The 13,564-nt window shown below is 63.2% G+C and carries 12 protein-coding genes; 3 read left to right on the top strand and 9 right to left on the bottom strand.

All coding sequences use genetic code 11. From position 1 onward, the window contains the following. Nucleotides 1–11: 11 nt before the first annotated feature. The 5 genes from VGD45_RS04645 to VGD45_RS04625 form a co-directional block, all read right to left on the bottom strand. Nucleotides 12–2,093 carry a 3-hydroxyacyl-CoA dehydrogenase NAD-binding domain-containing protein gene (locus VGD45_RS04645; RefSeq protein ID WP_331154101.1) on the bottom strand — a complete coding sequence of 694 codons (2,082 nt, stop codon included), beginning with the start codon at nt 2,091–2,093 and terminating at the stop codon, nt 12–14. 201 nt (nt 2,094–2,294) lie between these two features. Further along, complete coding sequence (locus tag VGD45_RS04640; RefSeq protein ID WP_331154100.1) at nt 2,295–3,842, bottom strand: hypothetical protein; 1,548 nt, start codon at nt 3,840–3,842, stop codon at nt 2,295–2,297. A 74-nt stretch (nt 3,843–3,916) separates the two neighbouring features. After that, nucleotides 3,917–4,849, bottom strand: coding sequence for a hypothetical protein (locus VGD45_RS04635; RefSeq protein ID WP_331154099.1), 933 nt, complete (start codon nt 4,847–4,849; stop codon nt 3,917–3,919). Between the two features lie 133 nt (nt 4,850–4,982). Continuing rightward, nucleotides 4,983–6,092, bottom strand: coding sequence for an NAD-dependent epimerase/dehydratase family protein (locus VGD45_RS04630; protein WP_331154098.1), 1,110 nt, complete (start codon nt 6,090–6,092; stop codon nt 4,983–4,985). Next, nucleotides 6,089–8,248, bottom strand: a complete 2,160-nt coding sequence (locus tag VGD45_RS04625; RefSeq protein WP_331154097.1) for a S9 family peptidase — start codon at nt 8,246–8,248, stop codon at nt 6,089–6,091. Before VGD45_RS04625 ends, VGD45_RS04630 begins: the two co-directional genes overlap by 4 nt. Nucleotides 8,249–8,494: 246 nt before the next feature. Between VGD45_RS04625 and VGD45_RS04620 the strand changes: the two genes are divergently transcribed. Next, entirely contained in the window at nt 8,495–9,346 is an 852-nt protein-coding gene (locus tag VGD45_RS04620; protein WP_331154096.1) for an alpha/beta fold hydrolase, read from the top strand. Between the two features lie 27 nt (nt 9,347–9,373). Here the strand turns inward: VGD45_RS04620 and VGD45_RS04615 are convergent, their stop codons facing one another. Both VGD45_RS04615 and VGD45_RS04610 read right to left on the bottom strand, forming a co-directional pair. Beyond that, complete coding sequence (locus VGD45_RS04615) at nt 9,374–9,790, bottom strand: hypothetical protein (protein WP_331154095.1); 417 nt, start codon at nt 9,788–9,790, stop codon at nt 9,374–9,376. A 23-nt stretch (nt 9,791–9,813) separates the two neighbouring features. Beyond that, nucleotides 9,814–11,136 (bottom strand): aminotransferase class V-fold PLP-dependent enzyme, encoded by a 1,323-nt coding sequence (locus tag VGD45_RS04610; protein ID WP_331154094.1) that lies wholly within the window; start codon nt 11,134–11,136, stop codon nt 9,814–9,816. 74 nt (nt 11,137–11,210) lie between these two features. Here VGD45_RS04610 and ilvA point away from each other — a divergent pair, with 74 nt between their 5' ends. Both ilvA and VGD45_RS04600 read left to right on the top strand, forming a co-directional pair. Then, entirely contained in the window at nt 11,211–12,731 is a 1,521-nt protein-coding gene (gene ilvA / locus VGD45_RS04605; protein ID WP_331154093.1) for a threonine ammonia-lyase, biosynthetic, read from the top strand. A gap of 4 nt (nt 12,732–12,735) precedes the next feature. After that, entirely contained in the window at nt 12,736–12,930 is a 195-nt protein-coding gene (locus VGD45_RS04600; protein ID WP_331154092.1) for a hypothetical protein, read from the top strand. Here the strand turns inward: VGD45_RS04600 and VGD45_RS34285 are convergent. Together VGD45_RS34285 and VGD45_RS04595 are read right to left on the bottom strand one after the other, a co-directional pair. Further along, on the bottom strand, nt 12,902–13,255 hold the full coding sequence (locus VGD45_RS34285) for a type II toxin-antitoxin system RelE/ParE family toxin (RefSeq protein WP_414717552.1): 354 nt from the start codon (nt 13,253–13,255) through the stop codon (nt 12,902–12,904). The genes VGD45_RS04600 and VGD45_RS34285 overlap by 29 nt on opposite strands. Then, nucleotides 13,252–13,512 (bottom strand): hypothetical protein, encoded by a 261-nt coding sequence (locus VGD45_RS04595; RefSeq protein WP_331154091.1) that lies wholly within the window; start codon nt 13,510–13,512, stop codon nt 13,252–13,254. Before VGD45_RS04595 ends, VGD45_RS34285 begins: the two co-directional genes overlap by 4 nt. Between the last annotated feature and the right edge of the window lie 52 nt (nt 13,513–13,564).

Genomic DNA, 13,564 nt, shown 5'->3' with positions numbered 1-13,564 from the left:
CGTTCGCCGAGTTACTTGAGGTCCTGAAACTTCTTGCCTTCCGCCGCCAGCTTTTCGAGCAGCGGCGAAATGCTGAAGCCCGCACCCAGCTTGGGAGCGTGTTCCTTCAACTTCGCGACCACGGTAGCCAGGCCGACGGTGTCGGCATAGAACATCGGGCCGCCGCGATACGCCGGCCAGCCGTAACCGTTGATCCAGACGATGTCGATGTCGGAGGGGCGGATCGCGATTTTCTCTTCGAGAATCTTCGCGCCCTCGTTGATCATGGGATAAATGCAGCGCTCGATGATTTCCTGCTCGGAGATCTGACGCGGCGTCGCGCCGGCTTTCGCCATGAAGTCCTTGATGATCTTCTCGGTGACCGGCGACGGCCTGGCATTGCGCTGCTCGTCGTAGTCGTAGAAGCCCGCACCGGTCTTCTGGCCGCGGCGATCCATTTCGCACAGCACTTCGCGCACCGTGGAGCTCTTCGATGTTTCTTTGCTCCAGCCGATGTCGAGCCCGGCAAGATCGCCCATCGCGAACGGACCCATGGGCATGCCGAAGTCATAGAGCTGCTTGTCGACATCCCATGGCATCGCGCCTTCCATCAGCATGGCCTGAGCCTGCGCCTGACGGGCAGCGAGCATGCGATTGCCGACGAAACCGTGGCACACGCCGACCAGCACGCCGATCTTGCCGATCTTTTTCGCCAGCTGCATGGAGGTGGCGACGACCTGTTTGGAGGTCTTCGCGCCGCGCACGACTTCGAGCAGTCGCATCACGTTCGCGGGCGAGAAGAAGTGCAGGCCGATGACCCACTCGGGCCGTTGGGTGGCGCTGGCGATCTCGTTCACGTCCAGATACGACGTGTTGGAGGCGAGGATGGCGCCCTGCTTGACGATTTTGTCGAGCTTGCCGAACACGTCCTTTTTCACGTCCATGTTTTCGAACACGGCTTCGATGATCAGGTCGCAATCGGCGAGTTTCTCCAGCTCGAGCGTGCCGGTCAGCAGGCCCATGCGCTTTTCGACATCTTCCGCCTTGAGCTTGCCGCGCTTCGCGGTGGTCTCGTAGTTCTTGCGAATGACGCCGAGGCCGCGCTCCAGCGCTTCTTGTTTGGTTTCGACGATGGTCACGGGAATGCCGACGTTCGCGAAGTTCATCGCGATGCCGCCGCCCATGGTGCCCGCACCGATGACGCCGACCTTCGCGATCGGCAGCGTCGGCGTGTCGGCCGGCACATCGGGAATCTTCCACACTTCGCGCTCGGCGAAGAACACGTAACGCTGCGCGGCCGACTGGACCCCGCCCATCAGTTCCTGGAACAACTTACGCTCGGTCGCCAGACCTTCGTCGAACGGCAGATTCACCGCAGCTTCGATGCAGCGGATGTTGTATTCGGGAGCGAGAAAGCCGCGGAACTTACGAGCGTTGGCTTTGCGGAAATCCGCGAAGATTTCCGGCTTGCCGCGCGCCGCCACGACTTTGTCGTTCAGATCGCGCACTTTCTTCAGCGGCCGATTCTCGGCGATGACTTTCTTGGCGAAGGCAATCGCGCCAGCGCGCAGTCCACCTTCAGCAACGAGCTCATCGATCAAGCCGGCCGCATGCGCGGTCTTCGCATCGACATGCGCGCCCGACGTCACCATCTCCAGCGCCTTCTCCGGACCGACGATGCGAGGCAGACGCTGCGTGCCGCCGGCGCCTGGCAACAGGCCGAGATGAACCTCAGGCAGACCGCACTTCGCGGAAGGAACAGCGACGCGATAGTGACACCCCAGCGCGACTTCCAGGCCGCCGCCGAGCGCGGTGCCATGGATCGCGGCGATCACCGGCTTGCTGGTGTTTTCAATGACCTCGATGACTTCGGGGAGCCACGGCGATTTCGGCGGCTTGCCGAACTCGGTGATATCGGCGCCGGCCATGAAGGTGCGGCCATCGCAAATCAACACCAGCGCTTTCACCGCTGAGTCCGCAGCCGCCTTCTGCACGCCTTGGACGATGCCTTCGCGGACCGCATGCGACAGCGCATTCACGGGTGGGTAGTTGATTGTGAGGATCGCGATCCCGTCTTCCATGGACAGGTCGGTCACGGCGTTGATTGCCCCCATCGGTGCGTCTCCTGTTGATTGAGTGTTCGGACCGCGAGGCGGAATCAATCGACCGGCGTTGCTGTACCGCCGAAGCCGTTGAACGTCGCGGGAGCGGCATTATGGCGCACTTTTGCGAGTTTTACCGCAGTGCAAAGTATTCCGCATGGCGGGTTGTTTACCAATAGGTAATCAACGACTTAGCCAGGTAGATGCCGCCCGTCAGTTGCGGCTGGAGGGTTTGACCGGGGCGGTCGGGTGGATTTTGCAGCCGTACAAGGCAGCCTCCGCGGAGCACACATCGGGCACGCCTTGTTCCTGCCAGAACGCGGGCAGCCCCGCCGCGCTGACGATTTGTTCGAAGCGCGAGTGATCGCGAAGGAATTTGGTCTGCGGCATCCACAACACTCGCAGCGGCAGGCGCTCGCCTTGGCGCTGCAGACGTGACATGCGATTGAAAACAAACTCGGCCTGTTTCAACGCCGCGCCACACAGAATTTCGGTGGCGGGATCGATCTGCTGCTCGCTCGCCGCCAGCGTGACCGCCTGTAACGCCTGCGGAATGTGACGACGATTTTCCGCCGCGCGCAGCAGCGGTTCGCCCCAACGCACGAAGTCCGGCGTGCCGATCGACGCTCTCAATATTTGTCTGGCGGAATCGTTCTGGCCGGCCAGCAGTGCTTCGAGCGCTTGCACCGTCGAGGGCGTCGCCTGGATGGCGGGCGGCGCGTCCGTCGTGGTGAGCGTGTATGCGAAACATTCGTTCGCGCCGGTGCTCTGCGGCTGCAGTGCCACGGCCTGAGCGCCGAAGGGCGCCGCTTCTTTATAACGTCCGGCATCGACCAGCAAACAAGAGATGCCTTCGAGCGCGGCGGCGGTCTGCGCGTCGAGCGTCAATGCGCGCTCGAACTGTTCGCGAGCGGCGACCCATTCGTTACGACGCAGATGAACCAAGCCGAGCGCGGCGTGCGCATCGGCGATTGCTTCGTCGAGCGCGAGTGCATGCTCGGCGCTGCTCTCGGCCAGCTGCGTCAGCGATGTTTCATCCTCACCGCCGAGACTGAGATAACCAGCGGCGAGCGATCCCCAGGCGCGCGCGAACTTGGGCTGACTGCGAATCAGCGCTTCGAGTCGTTCCACCGAACGGGCACGGCCTGGAGCGGCTGCCGGCTGCGTAAAACCCGAGCTTTCCGGACCGGACCACTCTAGCGAGGTGGTAAGAAAGGTGTCGTACGCTTTGGCGTCGTCGGTGCCGAGCAGTGACGACCAATCGCCGGTGGCATGCGCGGCATTCAGGAAACGCGGCAATGTGGATGCGAAAGCGCGCATGACCGCGAGACGAGATTCATTCGGCAGAGGCAGCGGTGTCTGACGATCTACGACCTCGTCGGGGGCGATCAAGGCGAGCGTCGCCTGTTTGCCATCGCCGCTGAAGGTGATGCGTAACGTGAAGACTTTGGGCTCGGCCGGATCGGTCGAGATGCCTGTCATGTGCATCTTGCCGCGAGTCAGCAGATGGTTGAGCTCGTAACGCAACCACGAAAGGTCGGGGTTCTCGGCCTCGCTCTTCAGCTCCAGCCGCAAGGGTTTGGAGGCATGGAATTCTTCGCGAACCGGGGCGGGCGGGACGACGGGCTCGGGTTCCTCCGGCATGCAGCTACGAAGCACAGGATAGGAAGCGAGAACGGCGAGCAGGACCAAGCCCACCACCCGGCGGGCGGTGAACAAACGGCTGGCGCGGGGCTGCGCTGGTGGAGTCGAGTCTTGCACGGCGCGCTAGTTTAGTGCCGCCGCACGATGCGCCGCCAATGTCGGCGGCGCTACAGGCCCAGATCAGCGCCGGATCAGCGCCACTGATTGCCGCCCTGATCGAGCACGCTCGCGAACTCGGCCCGGCGCGGCACGCCCTGGAAGGTCGAGGTGCGCACGAACATCTTGGCGCGGTCGGTGGCGTTGAAGGAGCCGTTCAGCCCTTCGATGTGGCTGTTGGCGACATGCACGATAGCGTCCTCGACGATGAGGCCCGTGCCGGTCGCGACGATGCTGCTGTTGGTGATGTACAGCTCGCAGCCGCCGCGCGCGATGATCGCGTCGCCCTCGACGTAAATTTTGCGATCGTCGAGCTTCAGCAGGCGCTTGCCTTCGCAAATGATGGGCTCGCTGGCGCGCGCGCCCGCGACGTTCGACGAGGCTGAGGCCGAGCCCTTGCCGGAGCTCACGATGCTGACGCCCGGGCCGGACACACGCAGCTGGCCACCAGACCGATCGATGGTGTAGGCAGCTTCGGAAGCTTCTGCTCTTTCCGCCGCAGCAGCTGGCGAGTTGTCAACCGCTTGCGCGGGTTGTTCAGCGGTGCGCGCGGGAGCGGCGGGCTCAGCGGGAGCAGGCGCCGGTGCATACGTCATCTGTGCAGGAGCCGCCGGCTGAGCTGTCGGAGCAGGCGCAGCCGCCGGAGCGGGCGCCGCGGCCGGCGCTGGTGCTCTGAGTTGCGCGATGGGCGCAGCCGCCAGATCGTTCAGATTCACCGTCTGGACCTGGCCGGTGGTGCGATCACGCACGGTGAACACGCGGGTCTGCGTGTCGCTCGCCAGAACTTCGTAACGCGGATTGCGTTCCAACGCGCTTCGCGCCCAGGCGATCTCGGCGGGTTCGTTCGGCAACGTGGCGGTCTGATCGCCGCCGCGATTGCAGGCGCTGAGCACGGCCAGCGCGATACAACTGAGCGCCACACGTGCGGTGGTGGAACGGGCTGCCGAGCGGATGACGATCGAGGACATGGCGGTCTCCAGAAGCAGGTTCCTATCGTCACTCCGGTGAGGACGAGAGTCCACTTCTGTTCGACGGCCGCGCTCACTTGGATGAGCGACCGGCGGCGATTCATGACCGCCGCCGGATATATGTCACATCGATCTAGCTCTTTTTGGGCGCCAGGCTTTTCAATTGCTTGAGCAGCTCGGCTTCGCGTTCAGCAGTGAGGCCGGCGCGCAGCTTGGCCTTTTGCTCGGCGGGCCGCTGTTCGTGCCAGGCGAGGGTGTCCTTGACGGTCGTGTCCAGATCGCGGAATCGCAAACCCTGCGCAACCGCGCGCGCCGAGCTCACCAGCGTGGCGCCCGCTTCCTTGCCGACCGTCGGCGACCAGATCGGAATCTCGCCGTTCTCCACCAGCTTGTTCTGTTCGACGAACGACTGATCGGCCCAAACGAATGAGGCATTCGATTTCGAGATGCGCTTGCTGGCTTCGAGCAGCTGACCCATCGTGACCGCGCCCGGCGGATTGCAGAGGTTGTAACGACCCGCGATCTTGCGTTCGACGCACGCGTGCATGAACTCCGCCATGTCGCGCACGTCGATGAACTGCACCGGATCGGAAGGCGTGCCCGGCGCCAGCATCTCGCCACCGCGCGCCACTCGCACTGGCCAGTAAGTAAAACGATCGGACGAATCGCCGGGGCCCACAATATACGACGGACGGATGACCGCCTGACGCTGGCCGAATGTTTGCTCGACGATCTTTTCGCAGGCCGCTTTCAAGCCGCCGTAGTTGTCGTTGGTGATCTCGGTGGCGTTGGGATCTTTCAGCTCGGCGAGTTTGTAATCCTCGTCGATGCCGGGCGGCGTGAGATCGGCGTATGCGGAAATGCTGGACACATAAATGTAGTGCTGTACGTGATCCTTGAGGATGTCCGCGCTCCGCTGCACCTCGCCCGGAAAGTAGCCCGAGTTGTCCACCGCTACATCCCAATCGCGACCCTTGAGCATGTCGAGCGGGCCCTTGCGGTCGCCGATCAGCGTCTCGACATTGTCCTTGAACAATCCTGGATTGCGCTTGCCACGATTCAACAGTGTCACTTGATGGCCAGCGGCGAGCAGCTCGCGCACCAGATGCGGTCCGCTGATGCCGGTGCCGCCGAGGATCAGAACCTTCAGAGGTTTCACTTTTTCCTCCGCCGCGAATGTTTGTCCCGCCAGCAGCGTGGCCGCGCCGGCCATCAGCAATGCTTCACGTCGACTGATGCTCATTGCGTCACCTGAGTTTGAGTGGCTTCACTGCCGGTGGCCGAGACCGGGCTGGGTTCGCCCGGGCCGGGCCGCACATATTTCTCCAGCCACTGGCGCTTGGTCTCGTACCAGAACAGCGAGTTCTGCGGCTTCAAGATCCAATGGTTCTCGTCGGGGAAATACACCAGCTTGCTGGGCACGCCGCGGTTCTGCAGCGTGGCGAACAGCTCCAGGCCGTTATTCACCGGCACGCGCATGTCCAGCTGCCCGTGAATCACCAGCGTCGGCGTCTTGAAGTTGTCGGCGAAGGTGTGCGGCGAGTTGCGCGCGAAGCGCTCCAGGTCTTCCCAGAATTCGCCGTAACGTTTCTTGTCCGCGCCATAGTCGCTGGCGTATTGCGTGTATGAGTTGTACACCGCTGCGTGCGCCACCAATGTTTTGAACGGATGGGGTTTGCCCAACAACGAAGACGCAAGATACCCGCCGTAGCTGCCACCGCCAGCGGCCATTCGTTCACTGTCGATCCAGGGCTGCGCGCGGAACCAGTCGGTGGCCTTGATGGTGTCCTCGTACGGCAGCGCCATCCATTCCTTGGTGATGGAGTCGGTCCAGGCCTGGCCGAAGCCGCTCGAGCCGTGGAAGTTGTGCCAGGCGGTGACGTAGCCCCAGTTGGCGAACACCTGCGCGTTCCAACGCCACTGATAGCCATCGGTCACGCCGTTATGCGGTCCGCCGTGCAGGATCATATAAAGCGGCCACTTGCGATCCGGCGAGAAGTTGGGCGGATACACCACCCACATCTGCACGTCTTCGTTGTTAGCGCCCTTATAAGTGACGCTTTCGACTTTGCCAGGCGTCAGTCGCGACAGTACGCCATCGTTGAAATCCGATAGCTTGGTCGCTGCGCCCGTGCGCGCAATGATGCTGACGAGCGTGGGCGGCTCGCTGAAGCTCTGACGCAGGCCGACGATCACCGGGCCGCTGCCGGCGACGGCGAGCGAGCCGAAGCTGTGGTCGCGCGTCACTGCCTTGGGCTCGCCGCCGCCGATGTCGAAGCGATAAATGCGACGCGTGCCGGCATCGTCGATGGCGCCGAATAGAGATGAGCTATCGGGCGCCCACACCAGGCCGTCGGCCGAGCGATCCCAATTATCAGTCACGCCGCGCAGCTTGCTGGCGCGACGGTCGTACAACATCAGGCGCGAGCGGTCGGCGTAGAAACCTTTGATGGTCTGGCGGCGGAAGGCGAGCGAGCGACCGTCGGGGCTGTACAGCGGGGCGGTGTCGTCGGCGGCGTTGTCCTGGGTGAGATTGACCAGGTTCTGCGTCGAGCCGCCTTCCAGCGGCAGCGTGAAGATATCGAAGTTGGGATCGACGCCGCTGCGGTCGGTGTTGACCGCGAACGCCACCTCGGTCGCGTCCGGCGAGATGTCATAAGAATTTGCATCCGGCTCGGCGCGATCCAGCGCGACGCCGGAGTAGCGCGTGATGGCCTGCGGCTCGCCGCCGTCGATGCTGATGGAATAAATATGAGTCTGGCGGTCGTCGAGATAATGGTCCCAGTGGCTCACCGGCGCCTTGTCCCACACCTTCGCGGTCATTTTCGCTTCGGTGCGCTCGGTCATGCGCTTGTCCATGTCGGCCCAGCTGTCCAGATCCGTCCAGACCTGCGACAGAAAGGCAATGCGTCGCGAATCGGGAAACCACTTCGGCGCAATCACTCCAGTCGGGACGTTGGTCACGCGCCGCGCTTCGCCGCCATCGACGGCGATGACATAAAGCTGCTGCTGTTTATCCTCGCCACGCTTGCCGACGAACGCGATCATCTCGCCGTCCGGGCTCCACACGGGCGAAGAGGCCGAGCCGCCGGAGCTGGTGAGCTGCCGCGCCTTGCCCGGCTTGGTGGGCACCAGCCACAGATCGGTGTCGCCCTTGTTCTTGTCGACGTCGTAGCGGGTCACCGGCACGACCGCGAGGCGGCCGTCGGGAGAAATATCGGGATCGCCGAGTCGCTGTAATTGCCACATCGCCTCGGCGCTGTAGGGTTCGGCGTGCGCCACGACCGTGAGCGCGAGGCCAGCGAGCAGCGCGACGACGGAGCCCTTTGCATAGCTCGGGGCGCTGTGCGGTTTTTGCTTATGACAATGCCTGCGATCGCGCCTGCGAAGAGTCGGCATGCAGATCATCGGTGTGCCTCGTGTTGAGTCCATGTAATTGACATTAGTCTAACCAAGCGGCGCGCCTGCGCTGTGCATCTGAGAAGTACATCCATTTCTTCGCAGGCATCGCTACGTACACTCGCGACTGTCCAGCAAGTGCGCGGCCTCGCTTGAATACGCGAGCTTCGCGCGGGCTCGCCAAGAGCCACGCTCAACTCGCACGGAGGCGTCGACCGCATGGAGCGTCCTAAAAGGGGACTTCGAGTGATCCAAGCCAAATATCGTAACCGCCTGCCTTTGCCGCAACCTGCCGTCGTGCACGTGCGCCGCTCCTACGCCGAGAGCCGGTTCGGGCAAATCCACCTGTCGACGGCGTACCCCTCGGGTGGCGGTTTCGACGAGCGTACACCGGTTATCTGTCTGCATCACAGTGGCGGTTCCGGCCGGTTGTTCGCACCTATCCTGCGCGAGCTGGGGCATGACCGCAGCGTTTATGCGCCGGATCTGCCGGGCCACGGCAATTCCGATGCGGCCAGCAGCAAGGCCACCGTCGCGGATCTCGCCGCCGCCATCGCCGATTTCATCGACGGACTGCGTCTGCGCAGCGTCGACCTCGCCGGTTATCAGCTCGGCGCGTTGGTTTCCGCCGAACTCGCCATCACGCGGCCGCAACTGATCCGGCGCGTGCTGCTCTGGGGCGTGCCTTCTTATTCTGCGCAGGACCGTGCCGCGCTTCTGCAGAACGTCGCCTCCCCGGGCTCACGCGAAGACGGCAGCGACGTGTCCGAGGAGTGGCGTCGTATTCTCGAGCGTCGTGGACCGGGTGCGCCCATCGGTGCACTGGCCGACGAACTGGGTGACCGGCTGCGTGCCGGCAGCAGTGGCGCTCGTGCGTTCACGTCGATGGTCGAGTATCCGGTGTCGGAGCGCCTGCCGCTGGTGAAACAGTCGGCGCTGGTGCTGCGACTGAAGGACGAGTTCTGGGAGCACTCGGGTCGCGCCCGCGCCTCGTTGCCCAACGGCTCGATGCTCGATCTGCCGGACTACGGCCAGGGTTTCCTGAGCGCGGCTCCGCAGCGCTTCACGTCCGTGGCTCGCGAGTTCTTCGATCGCTAACGTTTGAACTGCACTGGGCTGGGTCGCTCACATCGAGCGTTCCCAGCTCCAGGCGCACGTCAGGCCTGCGATCAGACAAGTCATTGCCCAGCGCGACGCCATCATCGCCATCGCTTTCGCAGACAACCCGCGCTCCGGCGGGGCAGTCATCCATGCGCCCACTACCGCGGGCAGCGACACAGGCACCCAGCACAGCATCGCGAACGACACGCCGCGGAACCACCAGGGCACGTCGACCATTCCCGCGAGTCCCCAGCTCAGCCAGAACAACAGGCCCAGGCCGGTGCCGCAGATCAGATGCAGGCACGCGTCGGTCAGGCTCAACGAGCTCAAGACCGTGCCGCGCCACCGAAGCAGCTCGTAAATGGAATACAAGACCGAGTGGGCCAGCACGGCGACCAGGCCGCTCAGGCTGCCCATCATCAACAAATAACTCAGCTCCACTGATAGCGTCTCTCGGCCGCGCGTTAACGCAGCACCTGCTGCAGGCCGTTGAATAGTTTGTCCACTTCGTCGTGAGTGTTGAATGCATGCAGCGAGATGCGGACCGCGCCTTCGCTCTTGCCCGGCCACTGCAGGTCACGTGCGAACACGCGATGACCGCGCACCAGTCCCAATGTGATATCGGAGGCCAGGCGCCCCGGCACATGGAACGACAGGATGCCGGCCCACAGGCCAGGGCGAGCGGGCGTGAGCAACTCCACGCCGGGCAGCTGTTGCAAACGCAGGCGAGCGTAAATCGCCAGCTCGCGAATGCGCGCTTCGATACGACTGCGCAATACCTGCCGATGGAAATCCAGCGCCACTTCCACGCCTCGCAGCGACGGCCAGGTGAGCGGCACGATGTTTCCTAATTTATGCAACGCCGCCGGCGCGCCCATGTGGCCTCGCGCTTGCGTCGGTGTGATCACGGGCGGCGAGGCGTCGATGCCGCGAGGTTGCGACGGCCACACCCGATCGAGCATATCCCGGCGGACGTACAGCATGCCGGTGCCGTTGCTGCCGCCGAGCCATTTATGAAATGAAGCGCCGTAGAAATCGCAGCCCAGGTCGCGCAGCTGGAAATCCAGCATGCCGAGCGCCTGCGCGCCGTCGACGACGCTGATCAGATTGCGTTGTCGGGCGAACTGACACAGCTCTTGCACCGGCATCAATGTGCCGTCGGCATATTGAACGTGCGAGAACAGCAGCACCTTGGTGCGGTCGGTGACCGCGCCGGCGAACAGGCCCAGCGCCTGTTCCGGGCCGTTCATGGGCGCGGGCAGATCGATCTGCTTGACCACGATGCCGCGCCGTCTGGCCAGCAACAACCAAGGACTGAGCGTGGCGGGATGTTCGCGATTCGTGGTGAGGATTTCATCGCCCGCGTTCAGATCGAGGCCGTTGGCCACTGTGGCGATCGCTTCGCCGGTGCCGCGCGTGAATACGATCTCGTCGGCGTCGCAGCCGATGAAGCCGCCGAATGCGGTCGCGATGCGCGTTGTCTCGGCGCTCCACTGACCGTCGGCGAACGCGGCGATGTTCAGGCTCTGTGAGTCGCGCACTCGATATTCAGTAGCCATTGCCGCCCGTAGCGTCGGGCCCGCGCCGGCGACGTCCAGATACGTTCGCTGTAGATCCAGCACAGGCTGGGTGCGAAACCACTGCCAGAGCTCTTTGGTCGTCGACGGCATGCTGCCGATGGGCTGCGCGCCCGCGGTCGAGGGCGAGCCGAGGGCGGCGGCGCCCAAGGATGCCAACAGACTGGAGGCAAGCAGGTCTCGGCGGGTGAGGGCGGTCGGATCGTTCATGCGTTCAGATGTTCGCAGCGAGCACGGTTTTGGAGCGGCGCGCATTATCGCAGGAATGCGGTATCCTGGCCTGTATGTCCCACGATTACCTCGAACGTATTCTCAAAGCGCGCGTTTATGACGTCGCCATCGCCACTCCGCTGGACGCCGCGCCGCGGCTGAGCCGCCGGTTGGGCAACACCATCCTCTTCAAGCGAGAGGATCTGCAACCGGTGTTCTCGTTCAAGATTCGCGGGGCCTACAACAAGATCGCCCACTTGTCGGAAACCGCCGCCAGGCGCGGCGTGATCTGCGCTTCGGCTGGCAATCACGCGCAGGGCGTGGCGCTGGCGGCCAAGCGCCGCGGCATTCCGGCCACCATCGTCATGCCTCAGACCACGCCGCAGATCAAAGTTCAGGCGGTATTGGATCATGGCGCGGAAGTGGTGCTCCATGGCGACGATTACGATCAGGCCTACGAGCATGCGATGAAGCTGATGAGCGAACGTCAGCTCGCCTTCATTCATCCGTTCGACGATCCGGACGTGATCGCGGGTCAGGGCACCATCGGCATGGAACTGCTGCGCCAGTGCGCGGGCGAGCAGATCGATGCGATCTTCATCGCCGTCGGCGGCGGTGGCTTGATCGCCGGCGTCGCCGCGTATGTGAAGTATCTGTTTCCAAAGATCAAGATCATCGGCGTCGAGCCGGACGATGCGGATGCGATGTACAAGTCCATGCAGGCCGGCAAGCGTGTCACGCTGGATCGCGTCGGCATTTTCGCCGACGGCGTCGCCGTGCGGCGGGTCGGCGAAGAAACATTCCGGCTGGTGCGTGAATACGTCGATGAGATCATGCTGGTCAGCACGGACGAGATCTGCGCGGCCATGCAGGACATCTTCGAAGAGAATCGCACGATTGTGGAGCCGTCGGGTGCGCTGTCGGTGGCGGGTATCAAACGATATGTGCAGCGCGAGCAGTGCCGTGATCGCACGTTCATTGCCATCAACTGCGGCGCCAACGTGAACTTCGATCGTTTGCGTCACGTCGCGGAGCGCGCCGATATCGGCGGTCAGCGTGAGGCGCTCATCTCGGTGGAGATTCCAGAAGCGAAAGGCAGCTTCCTGCGTTTCTGCGAAGCCGTCGGCCGACGCAGCATCACCGAGTTCAACTACCGCTTCAGCGACGCGACGTCCGCGCAGCTGTTCGTCGGTTTCGGGCTCAGCGACGGTCGGCGCGAGAAAGAATCAGTGATCAAGTCGCTGCGCGACTCGGGCTACAACGTGCACGACATGAGCGACAACGAAGTCGCCAAGCTGCACGTCCGCTACATGATCGGCGGCCACGCCCGCGGGCTCACCGACGAACGTCTGTTCCGCTTCGAATTCCCCGAGCGCCCCGGCGCGCTCCTGAAATTCCTCAACGCCATCGGCACCCGCTGGAACATCACCCTGTTCCACTACCGCAACCACGGCTCCGACTACGGCCGCATCCTGGTCGGCGTCCAGATCCCTCCTTCCGAAAGCACCGAGTTCGACTTGCACGTCCGCGAGCTCAAATACGTCTACGCGGAAGAAACGGACAACTCGGCATACAAGATGTTTCTGGGGGGATGAGGCAGTGACGGTGCCGGAAACATCCTCAGAGAAATCGAACGAAGTTTTCTTCGCGGCCGACGGCGGCCTGGACGCGCCGATGCCGCCGCCTGCCGATCCGTTCCAGGCGCTGGATGAATTGATGGCGGTGATCGAGGAGCTTTGCCCTGTCTGGCCAGCGCGCGAGACGTTTAAGAACGACACGAACTACCGGCTTTGATGGACAAGTAGCCGATCGCTTCAACGTGGCACGAGGCGCCGCGAATTACGTGGAAGATTTTGCCGGTAATGTTTGATCGTGATGATCTGGATCGCCCCGGTCTCAACTCGGTAGATGATCCTGAACGGCCGTTCCAAGATTTCGCGAGGTCGCTGCGGGGATACTCTGGCAAGCGTCGGCCCAGGAGTGGAGGCATCGCAAGTTGCTCCGTGCGACGTAATACTCGCGCGGTCACCTCGCGGGCAACCATAGGGGAGTCTCGGGCAATGTAATTACATATTTCTCGCAGCCGTACCCGAGCTTCCGGGGTCCAGTAGACCCTCATTCGTCGATACCGAATTCCTTCTTCAGGTCTTCGATTGGGATCAGGCGCCCCGCGTCGGCATCGGCCAGACCGCGCTCTATCGAGGCGCGCAACTCAACCTCGTACGCGACATCTTCCCAAGTCGCCGACTCGGGCAAATTGTCGATCAGCTCATGGGCCTGCCGTTTCAGGGAAGGGGCGCTCACGGTGTTCGAGCCTCCTTGGGTGCGGCCACGATTGTACTCCCGCGCATAGGCCGGTGCATTCTCAAGGGACATTTCGATCTCCTGTCGAGCGAATGGTCTCTGAACTACAAAGACTTAGCTGCTG

Origin of the sequence: Steroidobacter sp. (genome assembly GCF_036402275.1) — a bacterium.
Taxonomy (GTDB): Bacteria; Pseudomonadota; Gammaproteobacteria; order Steroidobacterales; family Steroidobacteraceae; genus Steroidobacter.
This window is presented reverse-complemented; position numbering and strand designations above follow the sequence as displayed.